This is a genomic window from Actinoallomurus sp. CA-142502 (genome assembly GCF_050936355.1).
In the GTDB taxonomy this organism is placed as follows: Bacteria; Actinomycetota; Actinomycetes; order Streptosporangiales; family Streptosporangiaceae; genus Actinoallomurus; species Actinoallomurus iriomotensis.
The window spans coordinates 10081314-10097109 of sequence record NZ_JBNJMY010000001.1; the positions used below are offsets into that span (position 1 = coordinate 10081314).

The window sequence follows — 15796 nt, forward strand, 5'->3', positions numbered from 1 at the left end:
AGGGGAAAGGGGCAGACGCCCCCGGCCGCGCTGCTCTGGACGGCCGGGGACGCCTGGTATCAGGAGGTCGCTATGCGCTCGCCCAGCCAGTCCGCGAGCGTCTCCACGGCCGGCTTGTCCGTACCGTCGACCGAGGTGTCGCCGTACGCGGTGTGGACGCTGGAGGCGTAGAAGACCGCGACCTGGAGACCCTCGCTCGCCACGTGCTGGGGAGTGAGGTCCTCCTTGACCAGCTGCTTGAGGGTGCCGTTCGGCAGCTTGAGCCCGGCCACCTGCAGGCCGTGCTCCCCCAGGTCGAGGACCTGCGGCAGCATTCCGAGCACGTTGACGCCGAACACGTTGTTCAGCGACTTCACCGGGTGCTTCTGGTCGATGACCGGCGGGTGCCGGGGGTCGAACTTCTCCACAGCGGTCTGCATCTTGCGCAGGTCACGGACGATGCGCGTCCAGTTGACCCGGTCGAGGACGATGAGCGCCTGACCGACCAGCTGGGCGTTCTGGTCGGGAATCAGCTCCAGCGCCGCGCCGAGCGCCTTGAAGTCGATGTCGTTGGCGATCTGGGCCAGCGGCATGAGCCGGTCCTCGATCGCGTTCACCGAGCGGAAGGTGCCCTTGACGTCGCCCTTCTTCATCTGCTCGGGGAGCGCCTCGGCGGCCTTGGTGATGCCGGCGAAGTCGATCTTCGTGAGCTTGAGGATGTTGTTGGCCTGCCCCAGCAGGTGGGTGGGCTGGAGCGCCAGGAGGACCGCCGTGACCTGCGCCACCTGGCCCGTCGGCACACCCGCCAGCGGCGCGATCTTGCTGGTGGCGTCGGCCGCGACCGAGGCCAGGGAGTCCAGGTCGTTGTTGGACGCGGCGGTGGTCGCCTTGTCGAGGTCGCCGGCGAGCCCGACCATGTCGATCTGCCCGAGGGTCTGCAGCACCTGGCCGGCGTCATGCGTCTGCGGGTTGGCCAGCAGCGCGTTCACCAGCAAGGGGTTGGAGGCGAGCTTGGCCAGCGCCTGCACGGGCTGGACGAGAGCGGTGAGGTCGGTCGCGGTCTTCTCGGCGCCCTTGGCGTTCTTGTGCTTCGCCTGACCCGCGAGCTTCTTGATGCCGGCGGGCAGCAGGCTGAGGTCGGGGTTCGGCCCGTCTTCCTTCTTGTCCGGGTCGTCGGTCTTGCTGGGGTCGGGCGACTGGCTGAGATCGTCGTTGGCGCCGGCCAGCAGGTTGGTGAGGCCCACATTGCCCAGCACGGCGCCGAGCGCCAGCGTCAGGTGGTTGTTCTTCGGCGAGGCGCAGTACAGGTCGCCCTTGAGGCAGACCTCGGCCACCTTTCCGTTCAGGGCGCCGTACCCGCCCTTGCGCGGACCGAGGAGGCCCTGCGTGCCGGGCAGGTCGTTGCCGAGGACGACTTCGCCGTCCGTGCCCTTCTGCGGGTCGGCCAGGTTGCCGCCGGCGATGAGGTCGGACGCCGGGACCGGGCCGTTTCCGTTCCCGATCTGGGCGAGGAGATCGCCGACGATGTCCGCGCCCTGGCTGTAACCGACGCCGACGAACCTGGTGCCCGGGCAGGATTGAGAGATCTTGGTGACCGCGGCCTTGGCGGCCTTGAGGCCCGCCTGCTCCGAGTCGGCGTAGGTCTCGTTCTGGGTGAAGGCCTGGGCGTCGTACGGCACGGTGTACGTGGAGACCCGCGAGCCGAACCGCTGCTCGAGGCGGTCCGTGACGCCCTTCAGCATGCCCGTCGCGGCGTTCGGATCCGCGGAGGGGGTTATCTCCCAGGTTCCGGGTACCGAGACCAGCTTCACCGGGCTGCAGGTGACCTCGGCATCGGCGTGGGCCGTTCCCTGCGGGGTGAGGGTGGTGGCCGCCACGGTCGCGCCGGCCGCAGTGACGGCCAGCGCCGCCAGACCCAGCCGTCGGGCGCGCCACCTTCTCACTCTTCTCGCGTTCGACATGAAGTGCACTGCTTCCTTCCTTGCTGTCGGGGGACTTTGGCGCGCCACGGGAGGGGTCGGCCGGGCGCGCCGGAGGGTGGCAAAGGAGGGGACGTCGACCGCGGTCGACGACATGACGGTTCGCGGTGAACCGGGGTGGAGAACGCGGGCACCGTCTTTTCGCTGCGAAGTTAGTCAGGCCCGTTGAAATCCCGATGACACACCAATTACGTAGAGCGCGTGATGCGCCGTTCCCTACCATTGCGGCATGGCCGACGGTGACGCGATATCCGTCCTGTCCTCCGCGTTCGGAGAATTCTGTTTCGCCGAGGAGGTTCATCGGTTCGACGGCGACGCGGCGCGTCACGGGCGTTCCCGCGCCGTCATCGACGACGCCGCCGAACGCGCCCGGATCGTCCGCTACCTGCGGGGGGCGGAGGTGCTCGAACGAGACCAGGCGTGGCTGTTCACCCTGTTCGACGACGAGGATCCGGCCGCCTCGGCCGAAGGCGTTCCGCTGTCCTACTACACCGACGGCACCTGGATCTGGTCGGACGGCTGCGCGTACCACCTGATCGCCCACCACCACGCGCCGCAGCCCGAGTTCCTCGACCACATCGCCGCCGCCGGACACCGGTGCGCCCCCGTCTCACCGGCCGTGGTCGCTAAGGCGCGATCCGCCCTTCGCGCCCATCGGGACATCGCGGATGAGTTCTACCTCCGGTCCCTCGACCAGTGCCCGATCGACCGGTCGGGCTGGGCGAACGACCCGCCCACCGTTCCGTACGACCCGGATCGGATGGACGAGCTGGTGAGCGACGACTCCCCCTTCGGTTTCGACGTCGGGCTCCTCCTGACGAACGCGGGTTGGCGGCCGGGACGCGACGCGGGCGCGCACGTGACGCGCTGGCTCACCGAGTTCTGTGCCAGGGACGGGATCCAGGGCCGCCGTCATGAGGTCTTCCCCGCCGCCGTCGAGCTCCTGACCGAGTTCGGCCTGCTCGACGTGGCCGAGCCTGGATGCCACATCCACTTCCTCCCACTGGAGCCATGGATCGATCCGGTGGAGTACACGAGGTTCGCCGACGACCTCGGGACGCGGCTCTTCCCGATCGGCCTGATCGAGGTCGACGGCGGCGTCCTCGGCCGGCGGTACGACTACGGCGTCGGCCGGCTCTTCACCGACGAGACCGGACGGATCCTCGCCCGGTACGACAACGCCTGGTACCTCCTCGGCCGGGATCTCGGCTCGGCACTCGAACGCGTCCTGAGCGAAGAGCCGGCTCCGGAGATCGCCCGCGGAGACGGCCGCCCACAGGCCGGCGCTCGCACCTGGGAATGGACCCGCCTCAACCCTCGGTGGTATCCCTTCAACAGTGACACCGCCTTCAGGCTCACCGGCGATTCTTTCCGCCTGGACGCCGGCGATCCCGAATGGACGCTGGAAACCGGATTCCCGCGGATCGAAGCCGCGATCGCGGAGGCCGACGGCTCACTGGCACGCGAACTGGGCTGGCGCCGGGCCGCGGTCCGCGGCACCGACGTCTCCCCGTGGCTCGCCGAGCGGGCGGTCGAGATCGCCGGCGTACGTCCCGAAGCGTTCCGGCGGCTCAGCCCGCTCGGCCGCGAACTCGGCCCGCCGAGCCCCGACGACATCCGCACGTGGTTCTCCCTGAACGGCGACGCGCCGTTCGACCTTCGGTGGACCCGGACGGCGGCGTTCGGCGACGGACGGCGCGGCTACCTCGTCGCCGACCGGAACACCTACCTCCGGGACGAGCTGATCGACTGGCTCGCGAACGCCGTCCGGAGACTCGACCGGGCGCTACGCGGCCGGGGGTTGCGGGTGCTCGAACGCAAGGACGTCGACCGTGACGACCCGTACGGCCGGCTGGTGGTGAGCACGGGCGCCGCGGCTCCTGCTCTGCGGATCAGCGTGGCCGACGAGGGCTGGTTCGCGACCCCCGACGTCCCGGGCGCCGAGAGCCGGCTCCTCCGAAGGCTCGACGAGACCGCCCACCGCCACGCGTACGGTCGGATCGGATTCACCGACCTGGCCCACGACATCCACGCGATCCTGCTCGCCGACGCGCTCCGCGACTGAGGTCGGAACGGCGGGCGCGGGCCGTACGCCGACCGAGGTCAGGACGGCGGACGCGGGCGACCGGCGGCGAGCGCCAGCACGGCCCTGGCCCGGCGCGCCGGATCGGCCGCCGGCTCCAGGCCGAGCTTCTCGAAGATCTCACCGACGAGCCTGACCACCGTCGCCTCCTCGAACCACAGCCGCGCGGCGATCACGTCATCGGGCCAGCCCGCGGCGAGCAGATCCACGACCTCACGCTCCACCCTGCCCAGCCTTCGCAGTTCCGTCCCCCAGGTGGAACTGATGAGATTCCCGATCACCGCCTGGTCCAGGCCGAACTCGCCCGAAACGACGCGCAGGAGCGCGAGGACGACGTCGGCGGGCCGACCGAGACTTCTCTCCGGCAGGTATCCGACGCCGCCGTCGGCGGTGAGGAGCTCCCTCGTGTACGCCACGTCCGCGATCGGTGAGAGGAGCACGAACCCGGTCCCCGGGTTCCGGCGCCGCAGGTCCAGCACCGTGAGTACCTTGTCGAGATCCGCGTACGCCCGGCGCACCGTCGTCACGGCCACGTCGGGCCGCTCCCGCTCGGCCGTCTCGATCAGCGCGGGGAACCCGTCGCCCGCCTTGATCACCTCCGCGCCGTACGCCCGGCTCAACCTGGCCATGCGTTCGGCGAGAGGGAGATTGTCGCCACCGACCACGATCCGCACGCGGCCAGTGTGCCCTGATCCACGTCGCGGCGGCGTTCTCGCCATTCCGTGCACGGATTCTCACCAACCAGCGCGCGGCGTTCGTCTCGCCGACGAATTCCGAGCCCAGGACATTAGGCTTCCGGCCGCGACGACCCTGGTCGGGTCTTCGGGAAGGCTGGGGCGAAATGAATACAGGTGGCCAGGTCCGCCACGGGAAGCGCGTGCGGGCCGCGGTGGCACTGGCGACTGCGGGCGTGGTGGGGATCACCGGTTGTTCGGGCGGCAGGAAGAAGGCACCGCCGCGACCGCTGACGATGGTGGACGTCGGCACGGCGGTCACCGCGGTGCCGCTGCTGCACTGGACGGGCTCCTGGAAGGCGTACGGCCAGTCGCTGACGCTCGACCTGCGCGCCATGGGCGACGGTGACGCCATCGGCACCGTGACCGACAAGGGCGACTCGGCGCAGGTCATCGTCGTCGACGGGTCGCGGGTGTTCCTCAAGGCCGGCAAGGCGTACTGGCGGCACGGCGACACCAAGGCCGCCGACGTCGCGCGTTACGCCGGCCGATGGGTGGACGAGGGCAGCGGTGTCTGGGGCGCCGCGCTCGGCGACCTGTCCCCGCGCAAACTGGGCAGCGCGCTCAAGGTCTCGCCCGTGAGCGACCCGTGGACCCCCGCGCCGCCGACGCAGACCACGACGCCGCTGCCCACCCCGTCGGACGTACCGTCCGGAGCGGCGCGCTTCATCCCCGACGACTCGCAGTCCCTCCCCGCGGGAACGTTCTGGGCGTCCGCGTCCTCCCCGCACACCCTCGTCGCCTACACCGGTGTCGGCCTGCCCGGCGAGAAGGAGGACTACGACCCCCCGGTGAAACAGTCCACTCTGTCGGTACGGGCCGGCAGCGTCCAGGACGCCCGAGCGGCGTACACGGAACTCGCCGCCCAGGCCCGCACGCTGCCGAAGACGATGGTCATCGAGAGCGGCTTCTCCACGGACTTCAACGTGGACAACGTGGACCTGCCGTCACACTGCCGGAGCGGGAACTGCCACATCAAGGTGACCGGCCACAACCAGTCGGACGAGCACCGGTCCGTACAGGCCAGTGTCGACGTCACGGTCTACGGCAGCAGGTCGATGTCCGGCGGCAGCGAGAGGGCCGTCGGCGACTGCGTCGCGAAGCTGCCCCTCGCCGCGCCCGGCAAGACCGTCCACGGCTCCTGCAACGTGACCGATCCGCGGGTGGACCGCTTCTGGAACTCGGTCCCCGGGTCGTTCATCAAGATCGCCTACTGGGACGAGCACCACGTGATCAGCAGCATCAGCGCACAGGAGGCGTTCGATCCCACACCCCTGCTCACCGAACTGACCACCCGAGCGAACAACCCGCCGGCCGGGCAGCCCACCCCAAGCCACACCCCCTGACCACGCGCAGCCCCGGACCTAGGCCGGACGAACCGCCTCCGCATCTGACGAATCACATGCAGGCAGAATGGCCACTTGGACGCACTGCCCTCCCTCAGCGCCGCTGTATTCGCTCGTACGCCACTGGACGGTGGACAGGTCCGGAGTCTTCATATGCTCTCCATAGCCTTCCGGATGACACGCCGTGTCTCAGCTACAGAGTACGCATGGATTCGGAGCAAGTCATACCTCATGGCGCAGTTCGCGACAGACGCCGGGCTCGCGATTAGATTGCCCTGACCTGCTGCTTCGATGTAGGCGATGTCGGGCTCGTCACCGAAGCCGAGGATCGTGAAGCTACCGGAGTACGCCACATAGTGCTCGGTGTCCTCGGGCAGCACCTGAATGTTTATGTTAGGTCGTTCGCTGAGCTCGAGTAAGTAGGCAAGCTGCTCTCTCACGATCTCGGGTGAACCGATGATGCGACGGAGCACCTGCTCATCGACGATAAAGAAGATCCGAGGTGCGTTCGGGCGGTCGAGAATGCGCTTTCGGTCCATCCGCGCCTGCAATGCCTCGTCGATGACGTCGGGAGCCATGAACGAGCTCATGATCGCGCGTGCGTAGGCCTCGGTCTGGAAGAGTCCCGTGATCAGTAGCGCTTCGAAGGTATAGGTCCTGGCGGCTGCGGCCTCCAGCTCCAGGTACTTGGAGAAGCCCGGGGGCAGGGCGATGAGATGGCGCGTGTCCTTGATCAGCTTCCAGAGCTCGACGAAGAGGCCGCCGGTCTTGAAGAAGGTGTCGAGGTCCTCGCTGAACTTCTCGGAGGGAATGTTCTTCGCGGCCTCGAGCTGGCCAATGAGCTGCGGCGTGTAGCCGAGGGTCTCCGCGAGTTCGAGCTTGGTGAGATTGGCGCGCTCCCGCCACGATCTCAGAATAATGCCGTAGGCACGGATCGCCGGAGCTTCGTAGGCTTCAGTCTGTGCTGGCATAAGGAATCTCCAAATTGTCAGCCGGGGGGCGGTCGCTCTCTACATATCGTAACGCGGCATAACCGAGGGTGCATAAGTTTTCCACAGGCGATGCCGGAGAGAGTTCACGGTGATTTCGCGCAATACGATCAACGCGAAAAGTCGTTTTTCTCCGAATGTTCGCGCGCCCGCACAAGGACGCCGACCGCCGAGGCAATGCCGATTCTCCACACGAACTACCCCGCCCGGTTCGGCTCGATCAGCCGGGCGGCGCCGGCCCGGACCGCCGCCTCCTCGCCGGGGAAGTACTCGGAGAGGAAGGCCGCCAGGTCGTAGCCGGTGAAGTCGTCGTCCTGGAGTTCGAGTTCGGCTTGGGCCAGCTGTAGCGCCTCCGCGTACCACTGGCCCCAATCGTCGTGACCGATTCCCACGACCAGCAGCACCGCCGTGTCCGATGGCGTGACCGCGAACAGCAGGCGCAGGTCGGATGCCTCAAGCCGCAGCTCACTGATCTCAGGCTGGGTGTCCGCACCGAGTTGCCGCTCCAGTTCGGCGGCGGCGCGCAGCATCTCGTCGGCGGCGGCATGGGCCGGCGCCACCTCATCGGCCGCCCGGCCGGACACGTACGACTCGTCGAAGGCCGCGAACGCCTCGTCGAGGGTCCGGTTGGCCAGCGCCGCGGTGTACCCCGCCTTCACGACCTCCTTGCGAGCACGGAACGCATCCACTCTCGCCTGTACCCGCTGCGAGAACAGGGTCGCCCGGACTTCTTCCGCCACCAGGTCCTCGTACCGTCGACGCGCGTCGGCCGTAACCTCCTGACCGATCCGCAGCTCCAGTCGCTTACGCGCGGTGGCCAGGTCGGCCAGGCTCCGGCGCACCCCCCGCAGAAGCCGAAGCTGACGCTGGTAGCAGTGATCCAGCGCGATCCCGGGATGTTGCCCGCGCAGCGCGGATTCCAGCGGAAGGACGAACGGTGCCCCGAAACCACTCTCCAACAGGACCGTCACGGCCTCGCCGACCGTCCGACCCACCTGGCGGTCCTCGGCCAGCAGAGTCGCCAGCCAGTCGCGGACCTCGCTCGACATCCGAACCCGACAGCCCGTGCGCTCGCCTGCCATGTCGTCCACGGTGGCACCGGCGGACCGACGCGACAAGCGGCGGCGAACACCGTGATCTTTCGGACACCGCCCCGACACCTCGGAGCCCTCGGGTCAACGCGTGATCGACGAGGTGTCGTGGCGGCCCGAGCCGCCCGCGGGCCACCGGGTCCGGTCCCGCTTCCTCTTGCTCGCCCTCGCCCTTGGCACGGTGTTGCTCGCGGCACTCGCGGTCGCGGCGGTCGTGTGGCTGCCGGGCGGCGAGCGGTGCCACCCGTCGGGGGCGACGGCCGTACGCTCGGCGCCGGTGACCGGGCCGCCGGACAGCGCCGTCACCGCCTCACCGGCGGTCAGCGCCGCCCGCGCGCGCGTCGTGCAGGTGATGGGGACCGCGCCTTCGTGCGGCCGGCGCCTCGCCGGGAGCGGGTTCGTGTACGCCACGGAACACGTCCTGACGCCCGCGCATGTCCTGGCGGGCATGAAAGGCGCCCCGACCGTCAACGACGGCCCGGGCCGGTCCTTCGCGGCGACCGTGGTGATATTCGACCCGGAACGGGACCTGGCCGTTCTCCGGGTGCCCGGTTTGACGGCACCGGCCCTGCGCCTTCAGGAGAACGCTCGCGTGGGCGATGTCGGAGTCCGCCGGAATCACCCGGGGAATGAGCGGCGGACCGCTCGTCACCACGGACGGCAACGTGTCCGCCATGGTGTTCGCGACCGATCTCGGGAGCGCGCAGGGCAGTTTCGCGCTCACCGCGCGGGAGCTGAGCTCCCAGGCCCGGGCGGGCACGACCCCGGTCACCGCCGTTTCCACCGGTCCCTACTCGGACTGATCTCGTATATTCAAGGTTGACTTATATAAGCACAGCCTGGCATTGTCTGGTGCCCGCACCGGCCGGCGGACCACCTTCGACGAAGAGCGAGGTAGATACGTGATCGACATCGTCAGCCAGGTCAATGCCACCCACCGGGAGATCGGCGACCTGCCGGTCGCCACCGGCGAAGGGCGGTCACTGCTGCTGCGCCGCGGCTACGACGCCCCGGTCGAGGACGTGTGGAACGCCTGCACCGACCCCGGCCGAATCGGCCGATGGCTGGCCCCGATCGAGGGCGACCTGCGGCTCGGCGGCACCTACCGGCTCAGGAACAACGCCGGCGGAGAGATCCTGCACTGTGAGGAGCCTCGCCTGCTCAAGGTGACCTGGTGTCTCGGGGAGGGCATGGAAACCGAGGTCGAGGTCCGCCTCGCGCCCGATGGCGAGGGAGGCGCGATTCTGGAGCTGGAGCACGCGTCGCCCGCCGAGATCGTCGACGAGTTGGTACGCACCTACGGCCCCGGGGGCACAGTCGGGATCGGCTGTGGCTGGGACCTCGCACTGCTCGGCCTCGACCTCTTCCTGCACGACGTGGAGTTCGACCCCGCCACCTGGGGCACCAGGTCCGAGGCGAGGGAATTCGCCACCCGCAGCTGCCATGCCTGGGGGGCCGCGATCCAGGCCGCCTGGGGAACCAGTGACGAGGACCTCGCCGTGGCCGTCGCGTTCGGAGTGCACCACTACGCGCCCAGCGAGGGCGACAATGGCTGAGGCGACCGGCAGGGCGCCCGGCGCGGTCGCCGGATCGACGAGAGCGTTGCTGACCTGTGGCATCGTCGCCGGCCCGCTCTACATCGTCATGGTGGTGCTGCAGATGGCGACCAGGGCCGGATTCGACATCAGCCGGCATTCGGCGAGCATGCTCAGCAACGGTGACCGGGGATGGATCCAGATCGCCACGTTCGCGGTCAGCGGGCTGCTGTTCGTGGCATACGCGATCGGGCTCTACCGGGTGCCGGGTCCGGGCCGCTGGGGACCGCCGCTGGTCGGCGTCTTCGGCTCCGGCATGGTCGCCGCGGCGGTCTTCTCGGCCGACCCCGCCGACGGCTTTCCACCAGGGACGCCGACCGGCCCGCCCACGACCATGAGCTGGCACGGCACGCTGCACCTCCTCGTCGCCGGGATCGCCTTTCTCGCCCTGATCTGCGCGTGCTTCGTGTTCGCCCGGCGGTTCGCCGCGGCCGGCCGCCGCGGCTGGGCGGCTCTCAGCACAGTGACCGGCGCGATCTTCCTGGCGGCCTGGATGTCGGTCTTCGCGCTCCAGGCCGCCCGCGCGGCCAACGTCGCCTTCGCCATCGCGATGGGGCTCATCCTGGCCTGGACTTCGCTCCTGGCCGCGCACCAGCGACGGCGGGCCGACCGGTAATCTCCAGTATTTCCTCAAATTCGGCTCCGAACGCGACATGGAATTCATTCCCCAAAGCCATGTCGATCTTTGCAATAGGAGATCTGTTCACGGGCATTGGGGGCATGGTTTGCTTTCACCGCCGTGGCGTGCAGTGACCGCGTCAAGAGGGCGCCACTGGCCGAGAAATCAGGCTAATAGTGATTACCGGGGGAATTGTCATGCTCACGAATTCATCGCGTCTCCTGCCCACCGTGCTGGCGGCGAGCTCGCTGCTGGCCGCGGCGGGGATGTCCGCGCCGGCGTCCGCCTCTCCGGCCAGAGCGCGGCAGACCGTCGTCACGGCACTCGGCTTCAACAGCACCGACTGGAGGTACCTCCAGGTGCCGCCCGCGGCCGACCAGCCCCTGTTCTACCGCCGGCACTTCGACGACAGCGGCTGGCCGACCGGGCAGGAGGGCTTCGGCACCGTCACCGCCGGCTGCGCCTGGAACAACCCGGCCCACGTCAAGACGCCGTGGGCGGTGAACACCGACATCCTGGTGCGCCACTGGGTCCACATCCCGCGGGACGCGCAGCAGGTGCGTATCGAGGGGACGGTCGACAACGACGCGCAGGTCTTCTTCAACGGCGAGCTCGTGCAGACGGCCAAGAGCGGTAACTGCGCGGCCGGCGCGATCAACGTCGTCGTCCCGGCGAACGTCCTGGACTGCTGCAACGTGCTCGCCATCCGCGGCCACGACTACGGCCGATCAACGTACCTGAACGTCAGGGTCACCTACGTCAAGCCGACCGCCGCCTGACCGAACGCTGATCCGGAGGAACCCGGCCGCGACGGCGGCCGCCGACACCACGGCGGCCGCCACGAGGAGGGCGCCCCGGTATCCGTGGTGAAGCAGAGGAGTCACGATCAGCGGCCCGGCGATCTGGCCGGCGGAGTAACCGGCGGTCAGCAGCGCGACAGAGCGCGGGAACCGCAGGTCGGCGCCTGCCGCGAGCGCGAGGGTGCTGACCCCGACGAATGTGCCGCCGAACAGGATCGCCGAGAGCAACGCCGCCGCCGCGCCGCCGAGCAGCGCGGGCAGGGCGACACCGGCCGCCTGCACGGCGAGCGCGGCGACCAGCAGACCAGGGCGTGACCAGCGCCGATGCAGCCACGCCCACAGCGCGGAGGAGGGTACGGCCGCCAGCCCGACCAGGGCCCAGGCCGCGCTCCCGATCCAGGCGGGGGCTTCCTGCTCGATCGCGGCGACCAGGAAGGTGCCCGCGATGATGTAGCCGACGCCCTCCAGCGTGTACGAGGCGAACAGGGCGTTGAACCAGGCGCGCCGGCCTTTCGCTCGCTCCCGCCCGCTGGGTACCGGAGTCACCGCATGGGGTGCCGTCCTCAGGTTCCACGACGGGACGGTGAGCAGGACGACCAGCCCGGCGGCGGCCCACCACGCGACGCGCCAGTCCGCGACCGAACGCAGCGTCAGCACCAGCAGCCCGGACAGTACGATGCCGGCGCCGATCCCGCCGAACGCCCAGCCCGGCAGGTGTACCGGGTGGTCGCGCAGGTGGTCGAGGGCCGAGCTCACGGCGATGACGAAGATCAACGCGCTGGCCACGCCCGCGCACGACCGGAGCGCCAGCCACAGCGCGGTCGCGTGCGTCAGCGGCATCGCGGCGAGGGACGCGCCGAGGACCAGCAGGGAGCAGCGCAGGACGGTCGAGGAGCGCACCAGCCGCGGCAGCAGGATGCCGCCGAGGGCGCCGGCCAGGTAACCGGCGTAATTGGCGGTCGCCAGGCTCGCGCCGGTCCCGGCCGACAAGCCGGCCTGGGCGTTCATCAGGGGAAGGATCGGCGTGTAGACGAACCGGCCGACGCCCATGCCCGCCGCGAGCGCGGCGGCGCTGTGGACGATGTGGGCCCGGGGCGAGTGGGCCGCGCCGGCGTGGGTGACGCCGCGCGCTTGCGGCGGTGCGGAGCGCATGGGAGTTCCTCGGCGATGCGATGCGGACAGGTGTGGCGGGGGTGGCTCCCGCCGCGGCCGGGAGGCGCCGCGGCGAAAGCCATCCGGGGGCCGGCTGCCCGCCCGGCCAGGGGGCGGCGACGGGAAGCCGTTGGGGGGCGTGTGCGGTCGTGTCTCCCACGTCCCACGATGCAGGGCTCACCGGGGATGGCGCCAGGACGGGATTCCTCCCTGCTGGTAGGCGCAGCCTCCCAGAGACGTACGATGACGGTGATGGAGCTTCGTCAGCTGCGATACTTCGTCGCGGTCGCCGAGGAGCTCAACTTCGGCCGCGCCGCGGAGCGACTACTGATCGCCGGGCCGTCGCTGTCCCAGCAGATCAAGGCGCTCGAACGCGACCTCGGCGTACGCCTGTTCGACCGCGACCGCCGCTCGGTCAGCCTCACTCCGGCCGGGACGGCGCTGCTTCCGCACATCCGCGCCGTACTGGAACGGGCCGACGACGTCCGCAGCCGCGCGGCCCGGATGTCCGGTTCGGAGCCGGTACGGCTCGGGTACGTCAGCTGGCTTCCCGCGGACCCGGTCGCCCGCGTCTCCGCGGTGGCCCAGTTGCACGTGGACGCCTGGGTCGCACCGTCGCACACGCAGGCGGCCCGGGTCTCCTCGGGCGGCCTGGACCTCGCGATCTGCTGGGTGTGCACGGACGACCTCGAACGGCACGGGCTGAACGCCCGGCTCATCGGCGCCGACCGGCTCTACGCGGTCGCGGCCGGCACCGACCCCGACGCCGTACGCGTCCGGGACACGGCCGTTCTGTGCTCCGACGACACCGCGTCCTGGCTGCAGTGGAACGTCTACGCCGAACGGCTCGCCCGCGACACCGGCGCCCACGCGGTGCGCATCTCCGACTCCGGCATCACCGGATCCGGCTTCTTCGACCACGTGCGCCGCAGCCCGCGCCCGATCGTCAACTGCCCGAAGAGCCAGACCTCCTCAGTGCCGTCCGACCTGGTCAAACGTCCGCTGGTCGAACCGCGGGTCTACTGGACGTGGTCCCTCGTCTGGCGCCGCGACGAGACCCGGTCGGCCGTGCTGGCCACCGTCGACGCGCTCACCGACGGCGTCGGCGACCTGGGAATACACGACCCGGACGCCTGGCTGCCCGAAGACGATCCCCACCGGCGGTAGCCGCAGTGGAGCAGATCAGGACTGCTGGGCGTACCGGGGGTTGGTCGCGTGCCATTCGAAGCCGCCGCCCATCCAGGCGCGCAGCCCGCGCAGATAACGCTGGAGTTCGGGAGACGGGACGGCCGCGAGCTCCCGGTGGCTGCTCTCGAAGTCGCGTACGAGGTCGTTGTGGAGAGCCACGGTGATCTCGGTCGCCTCGTCCACGGAGCAGTCGCGGTCGGCGGCGATCAGAAGCACGAGGTTGCAGACGGGGTTCTCGTCGGCGGCGTCCTTGGCCACCGAGTGCAGGTCGTTGACCACCACGCTCGCGGTGCCGGCCTGCATGGAGGCGCGGCGGACGCGCGGCTCGTAGAAGAGCTCGGCCGGCACCTCGTAGCCGCCGACGACGTCGACGAGCGTCATCGAGGTGTAGAAGCTGTCGTGCTGGCGCGCCGCGAGGTACTCCCAGGCGGGCGGGTCCTCGCCGGTCTCGCGCCAGGCCGCGTACGCGGTCCAGCTGACGAACATGGCGAAGGTCGAGTAGCAGATCCGCTGGACCTGGGCGGAGGTCGCGTGCCGGCCCAGGTGGGCGACCGCCGACTGGAGCAGCCGGAGGACCAGGTCGTCTCCGTGGGCCTCGCGCAGCGGAGGGGTGAGCTCTCCCACGGGCGGGACCGGGTCCATGGCCGACATCGCCAGGGTGAGGCGTTGCGGAAGCCGTGCGGGGACGGCGCCCAGCGCGGTGTCGTCGGCGTAGTAGTCGTCGGCCGCCCACCAGGCCGCGTTCAGCTGGGCGGCGACGAGGAGGGCGTCGGGATCGTCGGTGTCGGGGTGGGCGAGGGTGACCAGCCTCCCGAACGCGGCCTTGCCCAGCGCGTCGAGTTCGTCGTCGTCGCAGCCGCGGTCGCGCGCCCAGGCTCTGAGCCGGGCGTCGACCTCGTCGGCCAGTCGCTGGTCGGCGCGTTCGGGAAGCGGACAGTAGAGCGGTGAGTGCGTGCCGTCGCCCCATGGTCGTTCGGCGTAGGCCGGACCACCGCGGGCCGGGCCGGGGAGCGCCTCGGAGACGGTGCCGTACGGCGCCTGGCGGCTGGGGCCCGCGGCGGCGAGCAGCGAGGGCAGGAGAGCCGCGGCGGTCCCCAGGCCGGTCGGTCTGCCCAGCCGCGCGTCACCGGCCGGCGGGGTGGGCCGACCACCGGTGTCGCACGGCCCGTGGATGGGGTTCATGCCTGCTCACCTGCCTTCGTTGGAACACGGTCGGGAAGAGCTCAGATGCGGTCAGCGACGATCAGCAGGTACTGGAAGCCGCCCGAGCGGTAGGCCTCCAGGAACGCGTCCTCGATGCCGGTGGCGACCGAGGACTTCTGGCGGAGCTCCCAGTACGGGATCGTGTCCGGGGTCAGGTCGACGACGGTGACGGGCACGAGCCGGTTGGCCGCCATCGCCCGGAAGTAGTCGCGGCGGGGATGGATGTCGCAGACGTAGTGGGCGTTGATCGTGGACACCGCCTTGCAGGGCAGCCCGTACACGTCGTTGTAGCAGCCGGTGATGGTGACGTAGCGGCCGCCGCGCGCCAGCAACCGGGAGTGCTCCGCGAACAGGTCGTCCAGGACCACGTACATCGTCGACTCGTTGTTCCAGATCGCCTGGAAGGCACCGGACTCGAAGCCGGTGTCGAGCATGTTCCTGAGATGGAACCGCACCTTGTCGGCGACGCCGTGCTTGGCCGCCTGGTCGTTGGCGAAGTCCACCTGGGTCTGGGAGATGGAGACGCCGTCGACGCGACAGCCGAAGGCGGCGTTCGCCATGATGCTGGAGCCGCCCCGGCCCGAGCCGGCGTCGAGCAGGCGGTGCTCGGGCCGGATCTCGCCCAGATTGCGGAGCAGGAGCCGGGCCTGGGCGTTCTCCAGCCGGTGCAACTCGGTGATGACCGCCTCGTCCCGGGCGTCGCCGTCGGCGACGTCGAGGACGGACCAGTCGACGTCGCCGACGCCGTAATGGTGGTGGTAGATCCCTGACACATCGCCCAGTCGCAGATTGACGGGGTTTCGCTCGGCGTTCCAGTAGTCGGCGACGTCCTTCTGGTACACGCTGGCGATGGTCATGACCTGTTCCTTTCGGTGGGGGGATGGACGCTCAGTCGCGGGAGGCGGCGATCAGGGGCTCCAGCACTTTGCGTCACCCGCCGAACACTATGGGTGAGTCGACGAAGCCGAAAGTGGACGAGCTCGCACAGAAAACTGCACGGAAGGTAATGGGAACGTCACGCTCAAGGTAAGCAGAGCC

The 15796-nt window shown here is 69.8% G+C and carries 16 protein-coding genes and 1 pseudogene; 8 read left to right on the forward strand and 9 right to left on the reverse strand.

The features are described from left to right. Window positions 1-59 precede the first annotated feature (59 nt). Window positions 60-1922 (reverse strand): cutinase family protein, encoded by a 1863-nt coding sequence (locus ACQEV1_RS47145; RefSeq protein WP_433404054.1) that lies wholly within the window; start codon window positions 1920-1922, stop codon window positions 60-62. Between the two features lie 265 nt (window positions 1923-2187). Between ACQEV1_RS47145 and ACQEV1_RS47150 the strand changes: the two genes are divergently transcribed. Next, the gene (locus ACQEV1_RS47150; protein ID WP_433404056.1) at window positions 2188-4023 is read left to right on the forward strand and encodes an SUKH-3 domain-containing protein; all 1836 of its coding nucleotides are present in this window, start codon (window positions 2188-2190) and stop codon (window positions 4021-4023) included. A gap of 38 nt (window positions 4024-4061) precedes the next feature. Here ACQEV1_RS47150 and ACQEV1_RS47155 read toward each other — a convergent pair whose 3' ends face one another. Next, window positions 4062-4715 carry a hypothetical protein gene (locus ACQEV1_RS47155; RefSeq protein ID WP_433404058.1) on the reverse strand — a complete coding sequence of 218 codons (654 nt, stop codon included), beginning with the start codon at window positions 4713-4715 and terminating at the stop codon, window positions 4062-4064. Window positions 4716-4882: 167 nt separating this feature from the next. Between ACQEV1_RS47155 and ACQEV1_RS47160 the strand changes: the two genes are divergently transcribed. After that, window positions 4883-6121, forward strand: coding sequence for a hypothetical protein (locus ACQEV1_RS47160; protein WP_433404061.1), 1239 nt, complete (start codon window positions 4883-4885; stop codon window positions 6119-6121). An 18-nt stretch (window positions 6122-6139) separates the two neighbouring features. Here ACQEV1_RS47160 and ACQEV1_RS47165 read toward each other — a convergent pair whose 3' ends face one another. From ACQEV1_RS47165 to ACQEV1_RS47180, 4 genes are all read right to left on the reverse strand, one after another. Next, window positions 6140-6274, reverse strand: a complete 135-nt coding sequence (locus ACQEV1_RS47165) for a DUF397 domain-containing protein (RefSeq protein WP_432705676.1) — start codon at window positions 6272-6274, stop codon at window positions 6140-6142. Next, entirely contained in the window at window positions 6271-7092 is an 822-nt protein-coding gene (locus ACQEV1_RS47170; RefSeq protein ID WP_285635692.1) for a helix-turn-helix domain-containing protein, read from the reverse strand. Before ACQEV1_RS47170 ends, ACQEV1_RS47165 begins: the two co-directional genes overlap by 4 nt. Before the next feature lie 215 nt (window positions 7093-7307). Next, window positions 7308-8192 carry a hypothetical protein gene (locus ACQEV1_RS47175; protein WP_433404064.1) on the reverse strand — a complete coding sequence of 295 codons (885 nt, stop codon included), beginning with the start codon at window positions 8190-8192 and terminating at the stop codon, window positions 7308-7310. 93 nt (window positions 8193-8285) lie between these two features. Next, on the reverse strand, window positions 8286-8612 hold the full coding sequence (locus ACQEV1_RS47180) for a hypothetical protein (RefSeq protein WP_433406215.1): 327 nt from the start codon (window positions 8610-8612) through the stop codon (window positions 8286-8288). A gap of 37 nt (window positions 8613-8649) precedes the next feature. On the opposite strand from ACQEV1_RS47180, the pseudogene ACQEV1_RS47185 reads away from it, so the two are divergent. The 5 genes and pseudogenes from ACQEV1_RS47185 to ACQEV1_RS47205 all read left to right on the forward strand — a co-directional run. Further along, window positions 8650-8802: pseudogene (locus tag ACQEV1_RS47185) on the forward strand (MarP family serine protease); the annotation flags it as partial. 28 nt (window positions 8803-8830) lie between these two features. Next, window positions 8831-9004, forward strand: coding sequence for a hypothetical protein (locus ACQEV1_RS47190; protein ID WP_433406217.1), 174 nt, complete (start codon window positions 8831-8833; stop codon window positions 9002-9004). Between the two features lie 99 nt (window positions 9005-9103). Continuing rightward, entirely contained in the window at window positions 9104-9757 is a 654-nt protein-coding gene (locus ACQEV1_RS47195; RefSeq protein ID WP_433404068.1) for an SRPBCC domain-containing protein, read from the forward strand. Beyond that, window positions 9750-10412 (forward strand): DUF998 domain-containing protein, encoded by a 663-nt coding sequence (locus ACQEV1_RS47200; RefSeq protein ID WP_285635706.1) that lies wholly within the window; start codon window positions 9750-9752, stop codon window positions 10410-10412. The genes ACQEV1_RS47195 and ACQEV1_RS47200 overlap by 8 nt, the downstream gene beginning before the upstream one ends. A gap of 200 nt (window positions 10413-10612) precedes the next feature. After that, entirely contained in the window at window positions 10613-11194 is a 582-nt protein-coding gene (locus ACQEV1_RS47205) for a hypothetical protein (RefSeq protein ID WP_433404071.1), read from the forward strand. Here the strand turns inward: ACQEV1_RS47205 and ACQEV1_RS47210 are convergent. Further along, window positions 11144-12367 carry a YbfB/YjiJ family MFS transporter gene (locus tag ACQEV1_RS47210; RefSeq protein ID WP_433404074.1) on the reverse strand — a complete coding sequence of 408 codons (1224 nt, stop codon included), beginning with the start codon at window positions 12365-12367 and terminating at the stop codon, window positions 11144-11146. The genes ACQEV1_RS47205 and ACQEV1_RS47210 overlap by 51 nt on opposite strands. 252 nt (window positions 12368-12619) lie before the next feature. Between ACQEV1_RS47210 and ACQEV1_RS47215 the strand changes: the two genes are divergently transcribed. After that, complete coding sequence (locus ACQEV1_RS47215; RefSeq protein ID WP_433404076.1) at window positions 12620-13534, forward strand: LysR family transcriptional regulator; 915 nt, start codon at window positions 12620-12622, stop codon at window positions 13532-13534. Between the two features lie 15 nt (window positions 13535-13549). Here ACQEV1_RS47215 and ACQEV1_RS47220 read toward each other — a convergent pair whose 3' ends face one another. Next, window positions 13550-14737, reverse strand: coding sequence for a family 2 encapsulin nanocompartment cargo protein terpene cyclase (locus ACQEV1_RS47220; protein ID WP_433404077.1), 1188 nt, complete (start codon window positions 14735-14737; stop codon window positions 13550-13552). Window positions 14738-14778: 41 nt separating this feature from the next. After that, on the reverse strand, window positions 14779-15615 hold the full coding sequence (locus ACQEV1_RS47225) for a geranyl diphosphate 2-C-methyltransferase (RefSeq protein WP_285635720.1): 837 nt from the start codon (window positions 15613-15615) through the stop codon (window positions 14779-14781). Window positions 15616-15796: the final 181 nt, after the last annotated feature.

Bases quoted from the DNA above. Each gene is read 5' to 3' on its own strand.
- ACQEV1_RS47150 (WP_433404056.1), top strand. From the start codon at position 2,188: ATGGCCGACGGTGACGCGATATCCGTCCTGTCCTCCGCGTTCGGAGAA.
- ACQEV1_RS47160 (WP_433404061.1), top strand. From the start codon at position 4,883: ATGAATACAGGTGGCCAGGTCCGCCACGGGAAGCGCGTGCGGGCCGCG.
- ACQEV1_RS47165 (WP_432705676.1), bottom strand. From the start codon at position 6,274: ATGAAGACTCCGGACCTGTCCACCGTCCAGTGGCGTACGAGCGAATAC.
- ACQEV1_RS47170 (WP_285635692.1), bottom strand. From the start codon at position 7,092: ATGCCAGCACAGACTGAAGCCTACGAAGCTCCGGCGATCCGTGCCTAC.
- ACQEV1_RS47175 (WP_433404064.1), bottom strand. From the start codon at position 8,192: ATGGCAGGCGAGCGCACGGGCTGTCGGGTTCGGATGTCGAGCGAGGTC.
- ACQEV1_RS47190 (WP_433406217.1), top strand. From the start codon at position 8,831: ATGAGCGGCGGACCGCTCGTCACCACGGACGGCAACGTGTCCGCCATG.
- ACQEV1_RS47200 (WP_285635706.1), top strand. From the start codon at position 9,750: ATGGCTGAGGCGACCGGCAGGGCGCCCGGCGCGGTCGCCGGATCGACG.
- ACQEV1_RS47205 (WP_433404071.1), top strand. From the start codon at position 10,613: ATGCTCACGAATTCATCGCGTCTCCTGCCCACCGTGCTGGCGGCGAGC.
- ACQEV1_RS47210 (WP_433404074.1), bottom strand. From the start codon at position 12,367: ATGCGCTCCGCACCGCCGCAAGCGCGCGGCGTCACCCACGCCGGCGCG.
- ACQEV1_RS47215 (WP_433404076.1), top strand. From the start codon at position 12,620: ATGGAGCTTCGTCAGCTGCGATACTTCGTCGCGGTCGCCGAGGAGCTC.
- ACQEV1_RS47220 (WP_433404077.1), bottom strand. From the start codon at position 14,737: ATGAACCCCATCCACGGGCCGTGCGACACCGGTGGTCGGCCCACCCCG.
- ACQEV1_RS47225 (WP_285635720.1), bottom strand. From the start codon at position 15,615: ATGACCATCGCCAGCGTGTACCAGAAGGACGTCGCCGACTACTGGAAC.